Here is an 18,796-nt window from a genome sequence, read left to right on the forward strand (position 1 = left end):
AGGCCTCGACGACGAAACCTTCGATCGCCTCCCGCTCTATCTGGGCGTCGGACTTCTTCCGGCCGAGATACTCGTAGAAACCGGATTTCGAGACTTTCATCAGCCCGCATGCCTTCTTGATGGGGCCAATCTCGCCCCTATGCTCTTTGAGGAACTCGAACCTCACGCATGGTCTTGACTCAAGAAGGCCCGGAAATTTTTTAGTATCTCGTTCTCGCGCTCGAGCTCCTCGACCTTCTTCTTGAGCTTCACGATCTCGTAGTCCTTGTTGATCTTCGGGGAGCCGTTTCCGGGGAACGCGCCGTCTCCCATCTCCTCGTATTCGCGGGCCCATCTTCTCAGCGTCGAATCCTTTATGCCGAGTTCCTCCGATAGGCCTTTGACCGTCATTTCCCCGGACAGGACCACCTTTGCCGCCGAGACCTTGAACTGCCTGTCGTATCGCTTTCTTCTTTGGGTCATCTTGAACACCTTTCGCTCTTAACTAGGTGTCCAATTCATCATACCCACTCCACCTTTCGCTCTTAACTAGGTGTCCAATTCATCATACCCACTCCAGTTTTCCATGAGTATAGACCTCAGGGTGAAGCACGACCTGGAGTCCAGGAGGCGGGCCGTCGAGCTCTTCGACGCCGGCGTCGGCTGCAAGCCGGCGGCCGAAGCCCTGTCCGTCCCCCGCGAGACCGTGAGAGAATGGCAGTGGGTATACCGGGCGTTCGGAAGCGAGGCGCTGCTGTCCATGGACGGGAAACAATCCAGTTACACATTCGAGCAGAGGGTCGCCGCGGCGTCGGCCGTGGTCGACGGCGGGATGGCGAAGGCCGACGCCATGGCCGAGTTCGGGATCAGGTCGAAGTCCCCGCTGGAGCGCTGGTGCAGGCTCTACCGCGAGGGCGGCGCCGAGGCGCTGCGGCCCCGCCCGAAGGGCAGGCCGAGGGGGTCGAGGTCGAAGCCCCGGGCCCGCACCCGCGAGCAGGAGCTCGAGGAGCGCTGCCGCAGGCTCGAGGCCGAGGTCGCCTACCTAAAAAAATTGCGCGCCCTGGTCGAGCGGGACGGGCTCTGACCAGGGCGGCGGCCGAGGCGGTGAGGGCGCTGCGTGCGGAGGGGCACTCCCTGCGCCACCTGCTGGAGTGCTCGGGGCTCAGGAGGTCGACCTACTACTACGCGCTGGCGCACCCGCGGAGGCCGACCAGGCCCGAGCTGCGCGACGCCGCGGCCGAGATATTCTCGCGCACCGCCAACGGCTGCGGGCACCGGCAGATAGCCATGTGCCTGCGCGCCGAGCTGGGCGCGGTCGTGGCCGACAAGACCGTGCTCAAGATGATGCGCGAGATGGGCATCCGGTGCGGGATACGCCGCCGGGGCTCCCGCCGCCGGTACAGCTCCTACAGGGGGCTCGTGGGGAGCACGTTCGAGAACGTCATCGCGAGGGACTTCGGCGCCGAGGGGCCGTGGCAGAAGCTCGGCACCGACGTCACCGAGTTCAAGGTGGCCGGCGCCAAGGCCTACTGGGCCCCGGTGCTCGACTTCTGCACGAAGGAGATCGTGGCGAGCGACATATCGACCTCGCCGGACCTCGCCCAGCAGCACAGGATGCTCGACCGGCTCCTCGAGGCCCTGCCCGACGGGGCGGCGCCGACCATGCACTCGGACATGGGCTGGCAGTACCAGCACGAGTCCTACGCCTCCAGGCTGGAGGGGGCGGGCATCACCCAGAGCATGTCGCGCAAGGGGAACTGCATCGACAACGCCGCCACCGAGCAGCTCTTCGGCCACGTGAAGGACGAGTTCTACCGCGGCAGGGAGTGGGGCAGCTTCGGGGACTTCAAGCGCGACCTGGAGGAGTACATAGCCCATTGGAACACGCGGCGCAGGCAGGTAAGATTGAAGGGCCTGACACCGGAGGAGTTCCGGGACCAGGCCCTTGCGGCGTAGTCGCTATTTATTCAGTCCAAGTTTCGGGGCGCAGTTCACTGTCCCCTTTGTGGTGGTTTTTGGCGCGGATGGGTTAGTTGAGGGCGGCTTGGGCTAGGCGGGCTTCGGCGGCCTCCTCGGTGACGCCCAAGGCCACGGCGAACTCCTCGATGGAGCGGCGCTTGGCCTCCTTGAGTACGCGCATGTAGTAGGAGCTGGGTTTTTTATCAGCTTCCTCGGCCTGGCGAATGCGGTGCATCATGGTCTTTGCCACGCGAACCGTCTCGGGCGCGCCCAGCTTGAGCTGCTGCTTAAAGTGTGTCTCCTCAAGCGAGCTGTTGCGCTCGGTAAAGGTGTCGCACTCCAGCTCGTCATAGTGGCTCAGCAGGTGCTCGGCATCTTGCTGAGAGATGGCGGCGTGCAGACGGTCGGCCTGCGCCACGGGGTACATGAGGATCGTCTGCGCATGTCCCTGCTTGGTCTCGAGCAGCAGCATGGGCTGCGGTGTGTCGTCCCTAAAACCGACGACGGTGCAGACTCCCTGGCCCGGATGAATGACGTGTTGACCGATTGAGAACATGCTACCTCCAACTTATACGAATTTACGTATGTCTAGAATAACACGCTGACGTGCGCAAACCCTTACTTTATGCAGGAAAAGCACACAACTCTGATAGGTAAGAGTATTCGATAACAGACGCAGCTCATTCACACCTTTATGCATTTTCAACGCCTGCATAATCTGCAGGCAGACCGGCATCTTTGAGTGACTCCATACAAGCTGTAGTCATTTTTGTGCATATGCAATATCTATTAGCTTTACCCTGCGACAGTGCCCGTCGCTTGTGATAGAGTGCTACAAACTCTGGCTTTTGCCCTACGAGTGATCAAGAGCTCGGGGGCTTTAACACAAGGAGGATCTATGCCCGAGAAGATTGAAGAGCTGGTACGCGCTGCGCTTGCTGCGGCCCAGGAGGCCGGCGACCTTTCCGCATTTGAACTTGACGATTGCGCTATCGAGCGACCGGCTGACACTTCTCATGGCGAGTGGACCTCTACCATGGCCCTGAAGTCCGCCAAGCTGGCCCACTGCGCCCCGCGCAAGATCGCCGAGGCCATCGTTGCCCATATGCCCGAGGACCCCGCGATCGAGAAGGTCGAGATCGCAGGCCCCGGCTTCATCAACTTCTATCTCTCCGTTGCCGTCAAGAATGCCATCTTTGGCGAGGCTCGCGAGAAAGGTATGGACTTCGCTAAGTCCAACGTCGGTGGTGGCCTGAAGACCCAGGTCGAGTTCGTTTCCGCTAACCCCGTCGGACCCATGCACATCGGCCACGGCCGCTGGGCCGCGCTGGGCGACTCGCTCTGCCGTGTTATGGACCACGCCGGTTACGACATCCAGCGTGAGTTCTACATCAACGACCACGGCTCTCAGATGAACACCTTCGGCAACTCCATCAGCACGCGCTATATGCAGCTTGCCGACATCATCGCCAAGCAGGGCGTGGATATCGACGAGGCTCACAAGCTGCTGATCGCCGACCGCGACGCCTTTGTTGCCGACGAGAACGACGAGCACCCCGAGACCCATCCGTATCAGGACAACTTTGCCGAGACTCTGGGCAAGGACTCCTACGGCGGCGACTACATCATCGACGAGGCCGCCGAGTTCTGGCGCACCGACGGCGATAAGTGGGTCAACGCCGATCCGCAGGAGCGCATGGAGAGCTTCCGCGAGCGCGGCTATGTAAAGATGGTCGACAACATGCGCGACCTCTGCCACGCCGTCAATTGCGACTTCGATCGTTGGTTCTCCGAGCGCTCGCTGTATGTGAAGGACACCGAGGGTGAGACCGCCGGCACCTCCGCCGTCGACCGCGCTTTTGAGAAGCTCGACAAGATGGGCTATCTCTACACCAAGGACGGCGCCCTGTGGTTCCGCTCCACCGACCTGGGCGATGACAAGGACCGCGTTCTGATCAAGTCCGACGGCGAGTACACCTACTTCGCCTCCGACGTTGCCTATCACTGGGATAAGTTCCAGCGCGTCGACCACGTCATCGACATCTGGGGCGCCGACCACCACGGCTACATCGAGCGCGTCCGCTGCGTCTGTGATGCCTTGGGTTACCCCGGCAAGTTTGAGGTTCTGCTGGGCCAGCTCGTCAACCTGCTGCGCAACGGCAAGCCCGTCCGTATGTCCAAGCGTAAGGGCACCATGGTGACCCTGCAGGAGCTCGTCGACGAGGTCGGCTCCGACGCTGCCCGTTACACCCTCATCTCCAAGAGCTCCAACCAGATGGTCGACTTCGATATTGAGGCCGTCAAGAAGCGCGACAACTCCAACCCGGTGTACTACGTGCAGTACGCTCACGCCCGCGTGTGCTCCATCCTGCGCCGTGCCGCTGACGTTACGCCCGAGCAGGCTGACGAGATGGGCATGAAGGCCGTCGCCGCCAAGGCCATCGGTGAGAACGTCGATTACTCGCTGCTGACCGACCCGACCGAGCTCGCCCTTTCGCGCAAGCTCAACGAGCTCACCGACCTCATCGCCAGCTGCGCTCGCGACCGCGCCCCGTTCCGTCTGACGCACTTTGCTGAGGAACTCGCCGGCGACTTCCACAGCTTCTACGCTGCCTGTCAGGTGCTGCCGAGCGAGGGCCGTCCCGTCGACCCCGAGCTTTCGCGTGCCCGTCTGGCCGCTTGCGATGCCGTCCGTGTGACGCTCGCCCTGGTGCTCACCCTCGTTGGCGTTTCCGCGCCCGAGCAGATGTAAGCTACGGGTCATTTGACCGTACAGACTTGGTTTAACTAAGCCTTGAAAGCCCGATCTCCCACGGAGGTCGGGCTTTTTGCAAACGCCGACGTATTGACGAATTTGGAACTGCTGGAAATACGAAACTATGCCGGTCTACTACGATGAAATGAGAAATTCCAACTACGCCGGCTTTTCGCAAAAAAGTGCAAGGCATCTACCTGCGGTTTTAGTTCAACAAGTTTCGGAGTGATCGCGGTTGAGCGATTCATCGTAGTAAACCGCCACAGTTTTGGCGGAGGCAGTCAGATTTGTGGGTGTTAAACCAAAGATTGTCCCTTTTGACTAGTCGTTTAAGAACGTCCTCAATGACTAAGTTGCAGGTGGTTGCGGTTGTGTTACACTAACGCTGCGTATATGACGCAAATATCTCGATACAGATCAATGATGTCCGTCGGTATTTGACGGAGCAGACTGTTTAGCCGCCCTGAAGGTTTATGCAGGGAGCATGTGATCACAGGGCTTGAAAAGAAAGTTGAGCAAACACTGTGTCTGATCAACAGCAAGAAAACGAAATAACGACGACGCAAGCCGCTCCCGCTGCACCGGTTGCGTTGGACCAGGTCGCGGCGCCCGCGCAAGCCTCGGCTCCTGAGACGCCTAAGGCTGCTTCGACGCCTACGCCTTCAGCGGCTGAGAAGGCCGTGCCTGCAACTGGTGAGGAGGCTGCTCCGGCAAAGCCCAAGCGTACGCGCCGCACGGCCAAGCCTGCTGCTGACGGCGAGGAGGTCACCAAGCCCAAGCGCCGTACCACGCGCACGACGCGCGTCAAGCGCACCGTTGCAGCTGACTCCTCGGCGCCGATTTCCGATGAGGTCGCGCAGGCACGTGCGTTGGCGCAGATTAGCGAGGCTCAGGTGGTGCGCGCCCGCCGTCGTGCTGCCGAGCGCGAGGCCGCGGCTCTGACCGAGCTTGCAGCTCCGTCTGTGCCCGAGACGCCTGCCGCCACCGAGACCCCTGTCGCCGACCAGCCGACCGAGAAGCCGGTACCGCGCACACGCCGTCGCACGGCTGCTAAGGCCGAGCAGGTTGCCGATCAGGTAACCCCCGAGCTCACTGAGGCTTCGGTCCGTTCCGCGGCAGGGGAGGGCACATCGCCTGTTGAGCCCGCTGCGCCTGTCGAGGCCAGCGAAGTTCCCGTTGTCGATCCGGCTTTGTGCCCGCACCGTCGCGGTCGCAAGCCCAAGGCCTTCGTCGAGGCAGAGAAGGCCGCAGCCGCAGCCGCAGCCGCTCGGGATGCTGCGGCGACCGCCGAGTCTGCAACCGCCGCCGACGCGCCCGTCCAGGATGCTACGACTTCCGAGGCCGCTCCCGCCGATGTCGAGCCCGCCGACGTCCGTCCTGGTCGCAGCCATCGTACTGCTGCTAAGCGCACGTCCAAGGCCAAGGCTGCCAAGAAGGGTGCGTCCGAGGATTCCGCCGAGACGACCGCCGATGCATCGATTGATGCCGCTGAGCCCCAGGACGTCGAACAGCCTGCGTCCGAAAAGCCCAAGCGTGGTCGTAAGAAGTCCGCTAAGGCCAAGGCGTCCGAGCAGCGGGCTGATGTCGAAGCGCAGGTCGATTCCGGCGCCGAGGCCAATGACGCCGCTGCGGCCAATGCCGACGCCGCCGCAACTGATGGTGCCGCGCCCGCCGAGGCCGAAGACGGCGCTCGCCCCAACCGTCGCCAGCACAAGCGTAACGACGAGCGCAACGACCGCAAGGACGAGCGCAACAACGACCGTCGCAACCGCCAGCGCGATCGCAAACAGCGCAACAAGGAGCGCAACGCCGCCCCCACCGAGCCCACGCTTTCGCGCGAGGAACTCGCGGCCATGAAGGTCGCCGAGCTGCGCGAGAAGGCCAAGGAGTTCGAGATCGAGACGACCGGCAAGAAGAAGGCCGAGCTCGTCGAGGAGATCTACACCACTGCCGCGAAGGCCGAGGGCTTCCGCGACATCAAGGGCATTCTGCAGATTCGCCCGGACAGCTCCGGCATCATCCACGCCCATGGCTACATGAAGTCCAACGACGACGCCTTCGTGCCCGCCTACCTCATCCGCTCCGCGCGTCTGCGCACGGGCGACGTCATCGAGGGCTCGCTGCGTCCTTCGCGCGGCGGCGACAAGCGCGCCGGCCTCGCCAAAATCACGACCGTCAACGGTCTGGACCCCGAGCAGATTCGCAACCGTCCTAAGTTCGGCGACCTCACCCCGGTCTATCCCAACGAGCCGCTGCGCATGGAGCACGGCAAGGACTCCATTACCGGTCGCGCCATCGACATCGTGTCGCCGATCGGCAAGGGTCAGCGTGGCCTGATCGTGTCCCCGCCCAAGGCCGGCAAGACCACGATCCTCAAGAAGATCTGCCAGTCTATCTCGATTAACAACCCCGAGGTGCACCTCATCTGCCTGCTCGTCGACGAGCGCCCCGAAGAGGTCACCGATATGCAGCGTTCCATCAAGGGCGAGGTTGTGGCGTCGACCTTCGATATGCCCGCCGACAACCACACTCGCGTGGCAGAGCTCGTCATCGAGCGCGCAAAACGCATCGTGGAGCTGGGCGGCGATGTTGTGGTGGTGCTCGACTCCATCACGCGTCTTGCCCGCGCCTACAACTTGGCGGCGCCCGCCTCAGGCCGCATCCTTTCGGGCGGCGTCGATTCGGCGGCACTGTATCCGCCCAAGCGCTTCCTGGGCGCAGCCCGCAATATCGAGAACGGCGGCTCGCTCACCATCCTGGCCTCTGCCCTCATCGACACCGGTTCCAAGATGGACGAGGTCATCTTTGAGGAGTTCAAGGGCACCGGCAACATGGAGCTCAAGCTCGACCGCGACCTGGCCGACCGCCGCATCTTCCCGGCTATCGACCCCGTTGCCTCCGGTACGCGTAACGAGGACCTGTTGGTTGACGAGCAGATGCGTCCGTTTGTCTTTGGCTTGCGTCGCATTCTTGCCGGCATGAACAACACCGAGCGCGCGGCCGCATCGTTTATCAAGGGTCTTAAGGGCACCAACACCAACCAGGAGTTCCTGGTGCGTTCGGCCAAAAAACACAGCGACTACGAGCAGACGTTCTAGGTTGTCATCTACACGCAGCGATAGTCATCAATGCAATAAAGGGTCGGGGCTTTGAGCCTCGGCCCTTTTCTATATCGCCGCTCCGCGCTTTTTTGACCATAAGACTGGCAAGCAGCAGGTTTCCCGTTTCAATCCGACATCGTCGCTTGCAATCGACAGGGCGGTTTCGCATAATAGCTTTTAAGCTTCGCGACGGAAAACGCAGATGAATCGAACCATATACCGTTGCTTTGGGGCATAGCCCCGCTTCATCTTCTCTCGCGCAGCCAACTGAATGATGCGATTTGGGTGCTGGAAGATGGGGAGAGCTCATGGCTTCTTCTGATGCAACACAACGAGCAGTCCTTGCCGGACTTTCGTGCGGGATCGGCCTTGCCGCTCCCGTGGTTATGTATGCCGCGACGCTGCCGTTTTCGTCGGTGAACGAGACGGTCGCGGCGGGTGCGGTTCCCTTCGCCGTGGGCGCGGTGGCGGGCGTGGGCATCTATGCCGCCTCGCTGGGTATCTCCGAGTATCGTGCGCAGCGTGAAGAGCGTCTGTTCCAGCCCGATGCCATGGGCGGTGCCGCCAATCTCAATCAGCATCAAAGCGAGTTCAAGACCGCCTCGATTCCAGCTCAGCAGCAGGATGCGACTCCTTACGCTGCGGCTTCTGCTTCTCAGGCTCAGGCGGAGCAGTCTACCTCGGCATTCCTTTCCGGCCTGACTGGTGCGTTCCAGCGCCGTCATGCCGATGATGGTGTCCCTACCATCGCTCGAGCCGCAGATGCTATGGACGAGGACGAGGCTTGGTCCATGATCGACAGTATGCTCGACGACGATTCGCCAGTGAGCTGCGACCCTGCACACTCGCGCGACGTCTATCAAGTCGCCATCGACGAGCTCACCAATGGCGGGCAGACCGGCTCCTTCAATCGCGACGACATCGCCGCCGCGGCACGCGCCGTGTCTGGCTCCCAGGCCGCCCCTGCGGGCAGCACGGCGGCTTTCGTGGCACTCGTCGCCAACGCGGCAGCCAATAACGCCTACAGCGCTACCTCGGCGGACGCGAACGCTTCTGCCGACAATTCGTACGTTGATGAAGCCATGGCCGCGGACGAGGAGGCCGTTGCCGCCCGCCGTGCCGCCGAAAGCTCGCTGTGGGGCGCTCCTGCCCAGCAGCAGGCGGCTGAGGCTGCGCCGTACAATGTAAACCTCGCCAGCATGCCTATCATCTCCGGTGCCGCGGATATCGATCTCGATGACCTCGATGAGCCTGCAGCCATCACCGCATCGATTGATGCCCAAGATCGCATCGACACCGGCGACCTTCCGGATGCCTCGCTCGAGGTTGATGTTCCCATGGCCGATTACTCGGGCCACGAGGACATGTGGGCCGCCGCCACCGCGATTCTGGATGAGATTGACGAGCCTGCTCCTGTTACGGCCCCCGCTCCCGTCGCTGCCCCTCAGCCTGCTGCCCCCGCCTATGTCGGCCGTCACAGTGCTGTGTTCCCCGAGGATACTGCCCGTATCTCGCGCGAGAGCATCGAGCGAGCCGAGGCTATTGCCGCCGGCATTATGGAAAATCGTCGTCACGAGCGCGTCAATCAGATCCTCGAGGAAGAGATCGAGCGCCTGCAGTCCTCTACCGCCAAGCGTACGGGCCGTGCCTATCTGAGCGTTATCGAGGGCGGTACCGCCAGCTTTGCGCCGCTCCGCGCGGAGGCATAACTTCTGCATGGTTAAGATCAATCGAAAATGGGCGGTCGTGACCTGCCTGATGGCGCTCTTGATCTGGGGCAATTCGCTGGTTCCCGGCTCGGGGTCGGGCTCACTGAGTCTAACGGTCATGGAAGCTATCCGCGGTTTCCTGCACGGCGTGGGACTTCCATATGAATGGGTGACCAACTTTGTTGTTCGCAAGTGCGCGCATTTTACCGAGTATATGGTGCTCGGCATCCTGGCAACGCACGCCTTTGATTTTGAGGGCCGGCGCACCTTTGACGTGCTGCTGCCCACGGCGGTGTTCCTGCTGCTGATTCCTTCGATCGACGAGACGATTCAGCTCTTTGTGCCGGGACGCGCTGGAATGATCACCGATGTGATGATCGACTGCTGTGGAGCGGCAACGGGCGTTGTGCTCCGATATCTCTTACGGTCGCTGATGTGCGCCAAAAAGGCCGCCTAGGACGTATTGTTTGGTCCTAGGCGGCCTTTTTTATTTGAGGGCCTATATGAGGCGTGGTGGCGTCGTTCCGTAGGTCGGATTTGCCGGGCGTGCCACGCCCCGTGGGTGCGTCTGCTACTGAAGCGCCTGTGCGCCCAGGGCCAGGCAGCCCATGATGCCCTGCTTGCCCTCGAGGCTGTTGTTGACGATGTAGTTATCGATGTCGTTGACCTCGGGCGTGACGATATAGCCGTTGAGCATCTCGGCGCACTTCTTGCGCGCGAGCGGCACGATGGGGGTGTGGTCGGCCACGCCGCCGCCGATGATGATCTTTTGCGGCGCGTAGCACAGCGTGTAGGTCATGAGCGCCTGTGCCAGATAGCCGGCGAGCAGGTCCATGGCCTCCGGGTCATCGGCCATGTCTCCGGCGCTCTTGCCATCCCAGCGCTTTTTAACGCCGGGGCCGGCGATGAGGCCCTCGAGGCAGTTGTCGTGGAAGGGGCAGGCGCTATGCTCGCCGATGGTGTCGCGCGGGTCGCGCGTGACCAGGATGTGGCCGGCCTCGGGATGCATCATGCCGTGCACGAGCTTACCGCCCGAGAGCACGCCGGCGCCCACGCCGGTGCCGATGGTCAGGTAGACCACATCGGTAAGGCCCTTGGCGCAACCAAACGTGACCTCGCCTAGGCAGGCGACGTTGACGTCGGTATCGTAGCCGCAGGGGATATTGAGCTCGTTTTGGATAGTGCCCAGCAGGTCAAAGTAGCGCCATGCCGTTTTGGGCGTCTCCAGGATCTTGCCGTATTGGGGCGAGGCGGGGTTGACTGCGGTAGGGCCAAAGGCGCCAATGCCCAGCGCGGCGATGCCCTTGTCGGCAAACCACGCGTTGACGGCCTCGACGGTCTCCTGCGGGGTCGTGGTCGCAATCTGCTCACGCTCCAGGACCGTGCCGTCTGCATAGCCCGTGGCGCAGACCATCTTGGTGCCGCCGGCCTCGAGCGCTCCGATAAGCTGCTGCTCTGCCATAATATTCCTCTCTCTGGGACGAGTTGCTCCGTGACTAAAGTATAGAGTTCAAACCATTTAAGAAAGCGCTATAGAAAGAAGCCTCGCAACGCGGCGGGCGGTGCGAGGCTTCTTTGGTTGCTTTAGTTGCCGGGCCGTCCTTACCCGCGCGGCTTGATTTTATCACGTAGCGACTTGAGGTTCTCCAGTGCCGCGTTAAGCGTCTCGTCTCGCTTGGCAAAGTGGAAACGAATCAGATGGTTGACGGGCTCGCGGAAGAAGCTCGAGCCGGGCACTGCGCCCACGCCCACTTTAGACGCGAGGTCCTCACAGAATTCGAGGTCGCTGTCATAGCCAAACTCTGAGATGTCCATCATGACGTAGTAGGCGCCCTGCGGCACGTTATGCTCAAGACCGATACTGTCGAGTCCCTGGCAGAACAGGTCGCGTTTGGCGGTATAGAGGTCAAGGACCTCATCGTAATAGCTGTCGTCGAAGTTGAGGGCGGTGACGACAGCTTCCTGCAGGGGAGCGGCGGCGCCCACGGTGAGGAAGTCGTGGACCTTCTTGATGCGCTCGGTGATCTCGGCAGGGGCGATGGTGTAGCCCAGGCGCCAGCCGGTGATGGAGTAGGTCTTGGACAGCGAGCTGCAGCTGATGGTTCGCTCAAACATGCCGGGCAGCGTGGCCATATAGACGTGCTCGTGGGGCGCGTAGACGATGTGCTCGTAGACCTCGTCGGTGATGCAGTAGGTGTCGTACTTTTTGCAGAGGTCAGCGATAAAGGTGAGCTCCTCGCGCGTGAAGACCTTGCCGCAGGGGTTGGAAGGGTTGCACAGGACGATTGCCTTGGGGTCGTTGTCGCGGAAGGCCGCCTCGAGTGTCTCGCGGTCAAAGTCGAATGTGGGCGGGTTGAGCGGCACATAGATGGGCTCGGCACCCGAAAGGATCGTGTCGGCGCCGTAGTTCTCGTAGAACGGCGAGAAGATGACGACCTTGTCGCCGGGGTTCGTGACCGTCATCATGGCGGCCATCATGGCCTCGGTGGAGCCGCAGGTGACCACGATATTCTGGTTGGGGTCGACCGGCATGCCCATAAAGTGCTCCTGTTTGGCGGCGAGTGCCTCGCGCATGGCCTGGGAGCCCCAGGTTATGGAGTACTGGTGATAGAGCGGCTTGGGATCGGCGGCGATGGCGCTGAGGCTATCGAGCAGCTGCGCCGGGGGATCGAAGTCGGGGAAGCCCTGCGACAGGTTGACGGCGCCGTACTTATTGGAGATGCGCGTCATGCGGCGGATGACGGAATCGGTAAATGTTGCCGTGCGGTTGGAGAGTTCTTTCATGCCGGTCCTTTCGAGCATTTGCAGTGGGGCAAGTTTACTCCTATGAAACCGGTGGGAAATGCTCAAAACGGGCTCGAAAAACTCTTTTCAAAATTCTTGAAAATTGGGGCTTGCATCGTGTGGCGTTCCTTGCAATAATAGTCGAGCGCGAAGCGCACAGGACACGGTGGGTGTAGCTCAGTTGGCTAGAGCGACGGGTTGTGGTCCCGTAGGTCGAGGGTTCGAGTCCCTTTACCCACCCCAGTTCTTGCTTCGTGTTGATATCGGGTCGTTAGCTCAGTTGGTAGAGCAGGGGACTCTTAATCCCAAGGTCCAGGGTTCGACCCCCTGACGGCCCACCACACGATATCTCCTCTAAAGTCCGCCACAACGGACTTTAGCTTTGGGTCGTTAGCTCAGTTGGTAGAGCAGGGGACTCTTAATCCCAAGGTCCAGGGTTCGACCCCCTGACGGCCCACCAAAGCAAGTTAAGACGGTCAACTTCGGTTGGCCGTCTTTTTTTGTTGACCTTTCATGGGGTCGAACCCGAAAGGGCGCGGAGCTGAGGAAATGCGTAAGCATTTACCAGCGCAGCGCGCAAGGCGCCTTGGCGCCGCAGCGGCCGCCTGCGCAGCAGGCTGACCCCCTGACGGCCCACCCAAAGATCGTTAAAGCGACTGGCTCAGGCTGGTCGCTTTTTTGTTGACCTCGCATGGGGTCGAACCCGTAAGGGCACAGACGCTTTACAAGTCGAGCCTGCCCTGGGGGTCGGTGAATCCGTCTGTACCCTCCTTGAGCTTTTTCTCGTCTGCTTTCACGCGACGTTCGAGCTTCTTTGTATCTTCGGCAGGCGGTAGGTTCTCGGGTACAATTCCGCGGTCGATGAGGCTGCCACGCACGCTTGTGTTGTTCTCGACGTGCTCTTGCTTGATCTGGTCCAGACCGTACAGGTCGTGTTCCTCGGCGTTGAAGGCCGTCATCGAGTTCGTAAGGTCCTTTGCTTTGATGAGAACATCGGCTAGCCTGTCCGCCAATGCCGAGCTCTTGGATACGCCGAGCTGTTGCTTCATTTCCGCCGTGCTTCTGCCGCCGAATAACGCTTCATCGCCCTTCGACTTGATGATCGCGAATCCTTTGGAGTCCACGCCGCGTTTGAACGCAATACCCGAGAGCTGTTTCTCTGAATCAGATAGCGAGTGGCGCGCCTGCAAGCGCTGAATCTCTGCGAAGCGCTGCTCTATGAGCTCTTGGCGGCGCGTCTGCACGGCGAAGTACGCCTGTGCGAGCGCGATTTCTTGCTTGTTTGAATCTCCGTTCTGGGCGATTAAATAGCATGCATAGCGCGTAAGTTTGTAGTCTTTAACCGCGCGAGCGGCGACACCGGCAGTTACCATTTTCGTGGTGTCACGAAAATGGGAATCAACTGGAGTTTTGTTTGTTTCGCACGAGACTTTTGCCCTCTTAACAACTTCGGCAAAGTTCTCCCATCGAGTGTACCCCATAGGTTCCATTAAATCGCGTGCGAGCCAATACTCAACGCCGTCTTCCACATTGGCGTAGCTATCAAGTTTGACACGCCACTTCTCGATATCTCTACTGTCCATATCTCCTCCTCGCTGGCCTATTGTCTATGCGGGCTTTGCCCGCTCTGTATTCAGAATTAGGATACGCTGCCGTGCGGACACGAATGGGCCCCGTGCTCTTCGAGTTCACGGGGCCCATAGATATCGATTAGTTGTGTTTTGCTTTAGATAGGTGTCCAGTTTAATTCGCTCGATAGTGCGATCCGAGGCTTTCGGTTCGCTTGCGCATGGCTTTGACCATTTTCTGTGCTAGCTGAATCTGCGACTGTATGCGGGCGAGCGCAGCGATTTCGCTGTCGTTGGCATGCGGCTTATTTAGAGCTGTGACATCATCTTGAATGTTTTCAAGCTCTTGCAGCGCCTTGGAAAGGCCAACTTCGGTCCTGTTGATCATGCAATAGGTGCTCATCGTGTGCTTAAGGCTGTGTGTCAGGCGTTCGGCATCTGTTGTGGCAATGCCGTACTGGGGGAGGGCGATATCCGCCTTCAGGGCTGCCTCAGGTGCATTCTGTGCTGCCTGGGCTGCCGATGCGCCCGCGATGCGCCCGAATACGATGCCGTTGGCACTCGACAAGCCGCCAATGCGGTCGGCGCCGTGCATGCCGCCTGTTGCCTCGCCACAGGCGTAGAGGCCCTCAACGCCCGTATATGCGGTCTTGTCGATCTTGATACCGCCGTTAGCGGCGTGGGCATACATCGCCACGCGCATCTTGTCGGTCGGCGCGATGCCGTGCTCGTCTTGCAGCCAGGTGGCAAAGGTCTGCACAAACTCTGGGACATTCTCGCGGGGGAAGTCGTAGTGGAGCGCCAGGCCTTCGGCGCCTGCTTGATCGATGGCAAGATCGATAGCGCGGGAGGCCAAGCGTGACGTGAAAGGACCATATCCAGAGCGCTGCTCGAGCAGATCGTCCAGCTTGTCGTCGGCAATATCTGCCGGCTGGTCTACATGTACGTAGCGCCAGGTTTTTTCGTTGAAGACTAGGTTGCGCTTGGGCTCGATGAAGCCGGGCATCATCTGCATGAACTCTATATTAGTAAGCGATGCGCCGTGCGCCAGCGCGATGGCCTGCGAGGAGCTGAGCACATCAGCCGACGTAAGGCTGCGCTCGAACAGGCCGCCTGTGCCACCGGCTGCGATGATCGTGGCCTTGGCAGCAAAGGGCACGATTCGATTTTCGGTAAGGTCGTAGAGCACGGTTCCGGTTATTCTGCCGTTCGTGTCTTCAACAAGGTCGATAAGCTCATGGTGGGGGAGCAGGCGAATACCGAGCGACTCGATCCGGGTCGTCAGAGCGTCCTCAAGGGGCTTGCGGGTGAGGCCGCGCCACATGCGCGTCTTGTGGTCAAAGCAGGGGATAAACTGCTTTTGTTGAGCGCTCTCGGCACTTTGCGGACGCTGGAGCTCAACACCTAGATCCTGCTCGAGCCATTGGATGGCTTGAGGAATACCGTGGACGAACGTCTGGACGAGCTCGGGGTCGGCGACACCGCCGCCGACGGTCTGGATGGTGTCGATGAGGTCTTGTTCGTCGTCTTCGTTAACGGGTCCGATAAGCCCTAAGCCCCAGGTTCCGGGGAAGAAGCTCGATCCACTCATAATCTTGCCGGCGCTTGCCACAGTGACGGTTGCACCCGTGCGTGCCGCTTCGATGGCGGCGCAAAGGCCCGCAATGCCAGATCCAATTACCAGTACATCAGTCGATTCCATCGGATTCCTTTCTCGTCCGGCGCATTGTCGCACGGGTGATCGGCAATGGGGCCGCAAAGACTCGGCAAATCGGTAAAGGGCAATTATGGCAGGTGGGCGTCATGGGCATTCTGGCGTTCCATCTCATCACATCTCGTATTTCGCCCCAACTGATATATCGGCATTAGCTACCCTGCGGCAGCGCAAACAAAAAGAGCCGCCACCTCGAAAGGTGGCGGCTCTAAAGCTCAACTATATGAGCATCGCGCGGGCGCGATTAGGCCTTGAGGGCCTCCTCGACGGCGACAGCGCAGGCGACGGTGGCACCGACCATGGGGTTGTTGCCCATGCCGATGAGACCCATCATGTCGACGTGCGCAGGCACGGAGGAAGAACCGGCGAACTGGGCGTCGGAGTGCATGCGGCCCATGGTGTCGGTCATGCCGTAAGAGGCAGGGCCGGCGCCCATGTTGTCCGGGTGCAGGGTACGGCCAGTGCCGCCACCAGAAGCGACGGAGAAGTACTTCTTGCCAGCCTCGATGCGCTCCTTCTTGTAGGTGCCAGCGACGGGGTGCTGGAAGCGCGTGGGGTTGGTGGAGTTACCGGTGATCGAGATGTCGACGTTCTCGTGCCACATGATGGCAACGCCCTCGCGGACGTCGTCGGAGCCGTAGCAGTTAACGGCAGCGCGGGGACCATCGGAGTAGGGGATGGTCTCGACGACCTTGAGCTCGCCCGTGTAGTAGTCGAACTGGGTCTTCACATAGGTGAAGCCGTTGATGCGGGCGATGATCTGGGCGGCGTCCTTGCCCAGACCGTTGAGGATAACGCGCAGCGGCTTCTTACGAGCCTTGTTGGCGTTCAGAGCCAGGCCGATGGCGCCCTCAGCGGCAGCAAAGGACTCGTGGCCAGCCAGGAAGGCGAAGCACTCGGTGTCGTCGGAGAGCAGCATAGCGCCCAGGTTGCCGTGGCCCAGACCGACCTTGCGGTCCTCGGCGACGGAGCCGGGAACGGTGAAGGCCTGGATGCCCTCGCCGATGATGGCGGCAGCCTCAGAAGCGGTCTTGGCGCCACGCTTGACAGCGAGAGCGCAACCGAGGGTGTAGGCCCACTCGGCGTTCTGGAAGGCGATGGACTGGGTGTTGTTGACGATCTCACGCGGGTTGAAGCCCTTGTCGGTGCAGATCTGCAGAGCTTCCTCGAGGGAGGCGATGCCGTTGTCGGCGAGGCACTTGTTGATCTTGTCAGCGCGGCGCTCGTAACCTTCGAACGTAACAGTCATAGTTATTTCCCTCCCTTTCTACTCGTGAACCGGGAACACGCTGGCGACGGAGTGAGTCTCCTCGTCGGTGCGCGGGTCGATGTACTTGGCAGCGTTCTCCCACTGACCATAGTGGCCCATAGCGCCAGCGATGGCCTCCTCGGGGGTCTTGCCGGCCTTGACGGCGTCGGTGAACTTGCCGAGGTTCAGGAACTCGAATGCGATGATCTCGTTCTTGTCGTTGAGAGCCATGCGGGTGACGTAGCCCTGAGCGAGCTCGAGGTAACGAGCGCCCTTGGCCTTGGTGCCGAACATGGTGCCGACCTGAGAGCGAAGGCCCTTGCCGAGGTCGTCGAGGGAGGCGCCCACGGGCAGGCCGCCCTCGGAGAACGCGGTCTGGCTGCGGCCGTAAACGATCTGCAGGAAGATCTCGCGCATAGCAACGTTGATGGCGTCGCAGACGAGGTCGGTGTTGAGGGCCTCGAGGATGGTCTTACCGGGAAGGATCTCGGAAGCCATGGCGGCAGAGTGGGTCATGCCCGAGCAGCCGATGGTCTCAACGAGGGCCTCCTCGATGATGCCGTCCTTGACGTTCAGCGTGAGCTTGCAGGCGCCCTGCTGAGGTGCGCACCAACCCACACCGTGCGTAAGACCGGAGATGTCGGAAATCTCCTTAGCCTGGACCCACTTGCCCTCCTCGGGGATGGGTGCGGGGCCGTGGTATGCACCCTTGGCAACGGGGCACATGTTCTCCACTTCCTGTGAGTACTGCATGCCTCTCCTCTCTATCGTGTTGGCGTCCCGTCTGGGGGTCGTGGCTGGCGATTGCCGGGCGACCCTTCGAAAGGGACATGACATGCAGCCCCTATAATACCGCGAAATGCACGGAATATTCGGCGAACGGCTCAGTTTTCGTAGCGAGAAGTCCGGAAGTTTAAATTGAAACGGTTTAACTCTATGTTCTGTGGTCGCGAACTTCCGTAGAGGGGGTTCGTCTTGGGCAAGCTTTTGGTCAGCTCTTGTAAGCGTTGCAGGGGCTGACCTGTTGCAACGGTGCCGTTCGCCGCCTATTTACTGCCTTTGGCCGCGCGAGTCTATTGTTTTGCGTGGATGTTTTGATGGCACGCTTCAATCGTGCTGTATTGGATGGCAAGCAGATCCCGGCGAAGGGAGCGCCATGCAGCGCGTTTGGAGAACGGTTACCGGCTTTTACCATGTCTGTGCCCGCGGTACGGGCAAGCAGCTCATCTTTGAGGGCGATGAAGACCGGTGGGAGTTTTTGGAGTTGATGCGCGACTGCTGCCGGGAGGCAGGCGTCACGGTTATCGCTTGGTGTCTTATGGGCAATCACGTGCATCTGGTGCTGGCAGATTACGAGGACGCGATGAGCGCGGCGATGCACCGGCTGCTTTTGACGTACGCGCGGCGGTTCAATAAACGCACGGGGCGCACAGGTCATCTGTTCCAGAACCGTTTTGACCGGCGCTCGCTCGATACCGACTGGCAGGTGATGGAGGCTATTCGCTCCGTACACGCCGATCCACAGGAGGCGGGCGTTGGCCTAATCGAGCGTTATCCCTGGAGCAGCTTTGCGGAGCATTTGCGCGCTTACGACGGTGACGCGGCTGATGTCGCGAGGGGATTTTCTGATCCTTCTTGCGTGCTTGAGCTCTTTGGTTCTGCCGAGGGCTTTATTGCCTATTCACTTTCGACGCCCGACGGCGGCGAGCCAGCGCTGGGCGATATGAAAGAGACGGAGTGGGAACGCCACGCCTTTGCCGGCAAGATGGCTAAGGAACTCGGGGTTCCGCTTCGCGGGGTTAAAGCCGCACCGCCGGCGCAGCGCGATACCGTTATTTTTGGATTGCACGATGCCGGTTTCACGGTGCGCCAGATTGAGCGCTATACCGGGATTGGCAAAAGTACCGTCTCTCGTATTGTGCGCGCTTATGCGCGGGTGAAGGCACAGGCCGAGCTCTCGGAATAGAAAATGGCCGAA

At 60.7% G+C, this 18,796-nt stretch carries 15 protein-coding genes and 3 tRNA genes; 10 read left to right on the forward strand and 8 right to left on the reverse strand.

The genetic code is table 11. The annotated features are described in order from the left end of the window. Nucleotides 1–162 precede the first annotated feature (162 nt). Nucleotides 163–462 carry a transposase gene (locus tag AAAX31_RS06065; protein ID WP_229026336.1) on the reverse strand — a complete coding sequence of 100 codons (300 nt, stop codon included), beginning with the start codon at nt 460–462 and terminating at the stop codon, nt 163–165. A 103-nt stretch (nt 463–565) separates the two neighbouring features. On the opposite strand from AAAX31_RS06065, the gene AAAX31_RS06070 reads away from it, so the two are divergent. After that, nucleotides 566–1,063, forward strand: a complete 498-nt coding sequence (locus tag AAAX31_RS06070; RefSeq protein ID WP_271743999.1) for a helix-turn-helix domain-containing protein — start codon at nt 566–568, stop codon at nt 1,061–1,063. Nucleotides 1,064–1,083: 20 nt separating this feature from the next. Continuing rightward, on the forward strand, nt 1,084–1,935 hold the full coding sequence (locus tag AAAX31_RS06075) for an IS3 family transposase (protein WP_349076543.1): 852 nt from the start codon (nt 1,084–1,086) through the stop codon (nt 1,933–1,935). 73 nt (nt 1,936–2,008) lie between these two features. Here the strand turns inward: AAAX31_RS06075 and AAAX31_RS06080 are convergent, their stop codons facing one another. After that, the gene (locus AAAX31_RS06080) at nt 2,009–2,494 is read right to left on the reverse strand and encodes a CarD family transcriptional regulator (RefSeq protein WP_006235480.1); all 486 of its coding nucleotides are present in this window, start codon (nt 2,492–2,494) and stop codon (nt 2,009–2,011) included. Between the two features lie 342 nt (nt 2,495–2,836). On the opposite strand from AAAX31_RS06080, the gene argS reads away from it, so the two are divergent. The 4 genes from argS (at nt 2,837) to AAAX31_RS06100 (ending at nt 9,960) form a co-directional block, all read left to right on the forward strand. Next, complete coding sequence (argS, locus tag AAAX31_RS06085; RefSeq protein ID WP_055286535.1) at nt 2,837–4,690, forward strand: arginine--tRNA ligase; 1,854 nt, start codon at nt 2,837–2,839, stop codon at nt 4,688–4,690. Nucleotides 4,691–5,217: 527 nt separating this feature from the next. Beyond that, entirely contained in the window at nt 5,218–7,791 is a 2,574-nt protein-coding gene (gene rho / locus AAAX31_RS06090; protein ID WP_349076546.1) for a transcription termination factor Rho, read from the forward strand. Between the two features lie 311 nt (nt 7,792–8,102). Beyond that, a complete protein-coding gene (locus AAAX31_RS06095) occupies nt 8,103–9,503 on the forward strand; it encodes a hypothetical protein (protein ID WP_349076547.1) in 1,401 nt (466 codons plus the stop codon). A 7-nt stretch (nt 9,504–9,510) separates the two neighbouring features. Further along, nucleotides 9,511–9,960 (forward strand): VanZ family protein, encoded by a 450-nt coding sequence (locus AAAX31_RS06100; protein ID WP_006235485.1) that lies wholly within the window; start codon nt 9,511–9,513, stop codon nt 9,958–9,960. Nucleotides 9,961–10,074: 114 nt separating this feature from the next. Here the strand turns inward: AAAX31_RS06100 and AAAX31_RS06105 are convergent, their stop codons facing one another. Together AAAX31_RS06105 and AAAX31_RS06110 are read right to left on the reverse strand one after the other, a co-directional pair. Then, nucleotides 10,075–10,965 (reverse strand): ROK family protein, encoded by an 891-nt coding sequence (locus AAAX31_RS06105; RefSeq protein ID WP_117746673.1) that lies wholly within the window; start codon nt 10,963–10,965, stop codon nt 10,075–10,077. Nucleotides 10,966–11,105: 140 nt separating this feature from the next. Continuing rightward, on the reverse strand, nt 11,106–12,287 hold the full coding sequence (locus tag AAAX31_RS06110; RefSeq protein WP_349076550.1) for an aminotransferase class I/II-fold pyridoxal phosphate-dependent enzyme: 1,182 nt from the start codon (nt 12,285–12,287) through the stop codon (nt 11,106–11,108). A 166-nt stretch (nt 12,288–12,453) separates the two neighbouring features. Between AAAX31_RS06110 and AAAX31_RS06115 the strand changes: the two genes are divergently transcribed. The 3 genes from AAAX31_RS06115 (at nt 12,454) to AAAX31_RS06125 (ending at nt 12,747) form a co-directional block, all read left to right on the forward strand. Further along, nucleotides 12,454–12,530: transfer RNA gene (locus AAAX31_RS06115), tRNA-His, on the forward strand. 22 nt (nt 12,531–12,552) lie between these two features. Next, a tRNA-Lys gene (locus AAAX31_RS06120) sits at nt 12,553–12,628 on the forward strand. A gap of 43 nt (nt 12,629–12,671) precedes the next feature. Next, nucleotides 12,672–12,747 (forward strand) — tRNA-Lys (locus tag AAAX31_RS06125). Nucleotides 12,748–13,009: 262 nt separating this feature from the next. Here AAAX31_RS06125 and dinD read toward each other — a convergent pair. The 4 genes from dinD to AAAX31_RS06145 all read right to left on the reverse strand — a co-directional run bounded on the left by dinD (nt 13,010) and on the right by AAAX31_RS06145 (nt 17,571). Next, entirely contained in the window at nt 13,010–13,870 is an 861-nt protein-coding gene (gene dinD, locus AAAX31_RS06130; RefSeq protein ID WP_117806391.1) for a DNA damage-inducible protein D, read from the reverse strand. Nucleotides 13,871–14,030: 160 nt separating this feature from the next. After that, nucleotides 14,031–15,557: an FAD-binding protein gene (locus AAAX31_RS06135; protein ID WP_349076551.1), complete on the reverse strand. Its 1,527-nt coding sequence runs from the start codon at nt 15,555–15,557 to the stop codon at nt 14,031–14,033. Nucleotides 15,558–15,813: 256 nt separating this feature from the next. Continuing rightward, a complete protein-coding gene (locus tag AAAX31_RS06140; protein WP_117790827.1) occupies nt 15,814–16,818 on the reverse strand; it encodes a GGGtGRT protein in 1,005 nt (334 codons plus the stop codon). 18 nt (nt 16,819–16,836) lie between these two features. Next, nucleotides 16,837–17,571 carry a nitrogen-fixing protein NifU gene (locus AAAX31_RS06145; RefSeq protein WP_006235554.1) on the reverse strand — a complete coding sequence of 245 codons (735 nt, stop codon included), beginning with the start codon at nt 17,569–17,571 and terminating at the stop codon, nt 16,837–16,839. Nucleotides 17,572–17,974: 403 nt separating this feature from the next. Between AAAX31_RS06145 and AAAX31_RS06150 the strand changes: the two genes are divergently transcribed. Then, nucleotides 17,975–18,784 carry a transposase gene (locus tag AAAX31_RS06150; RefSeq protein ID WP_349076553.1) on the forward strand — a complete coding sequence of 270 codons (810 nt, stop codon included), beginning with the start codon at nt 17,975–17,977 and terminating at the stop codon, nt 18,782–18,784. Nucleotides 18,785–18,796 lie beyond the last annotated feature (12 nt).

It is taken from the genome of Collinsella sp. CLA-ER-H5 (assembly GCF_040092375.1).
Classification (GTDB): Bacteria; Actinomycetota; Coriobacteriia; order Coriobacteriales; family Coriobacteriaceae; genus Collinsella.

Coding starts and splice junctions, on each gene's coding strand:
- AAAX31_RS06110 (WP_349076550.1), bottom strand. CDS start 12,287: ATGAAAGAACTCTCCAACCGCACGGCAACATTTACCGATTCCGTCATC.
- AAAX31_RS06105 (WP_117746673.1), bottom strand. CDS start 10,965: ATGGCAGAGCAGCAGCTTATCGGAGCGCTCGAGGCCGGCGGCACCAAG.
- AAAX31_RS06065 (WP_229026336.1), bottom strand. CDS start 462: ATGACCCAAAGAAGAAAGCGATACGACAGGCAGTTCAAGGTCTCGGCG.
- dinD (WP_117806391.1), bottom strand. CDS start 13,870: ATGGACAGTAGAGATATCGAGAAGTGGCGTGTCAAACTTGATAGCTAC.
- AAAX31_RS06140 (WP_117790827.1), bottom strand. CDS start 16,818: ATGACTGTTACGTTCGAAGGTTACGAGCGCCGCGCTGACAAGATCAAC.
- AAAX31_RS06080 (WP_006235480.1), bottom strand. CDS start 2,494: ATGTTCTCAATCGGTCAACACGTCATTCATCCGGGCCAGGGAGTCTGC.
- AAAX31_RS06145 (WP_006235554.1), bottom strand. CDS start 17,571: ATGCAGTACTCACAGGAAGTGGAGAACATGTGCCCCGTTGCCAAGGGT.
- AAAX31_RS06095 (WP_349076547.1), top strand. CDS start 8,103: ATGGCTTCTTCTGATGCAACACAACGAGCAGTCCTTGCCGGACTTTCG.
- AAAX31_RS06070 (WP_271743999.1), top strand. CDS start 566: ATGAGTATAGACCTCAGGGTGAAGCACGACCTGGAGTCCAGGAGGCGG.
- AAAX31_RS06150 (WP_349076553.1), top strand. CDS start 17,975: ATGCAGCGCGTTTGGAGAACGGTTACCGGCTTTTACCATGTCTGTGCC.
- AAAX31_RS06135 (WP_349076551.1), bottom strand. CDS start 15,557: ATGGAATCGACTGATGTACTGGTAATTGGATCTGGCATTGCGGGCCTT.
- argS (WP_055286535.1), top strand. CDS start 2,837: ATGCCCGAGAAGATTGAAGAGCTGGTACGCGCTGCGCTTGCTGCGGCC.
- AAAX31_RS06100 (WP_006235485.1), top strand. CDS start 9,511: ATGGTTAAGATCAATCGAAAATGGGCGGTCGTGACCTGCCTGATGGCG.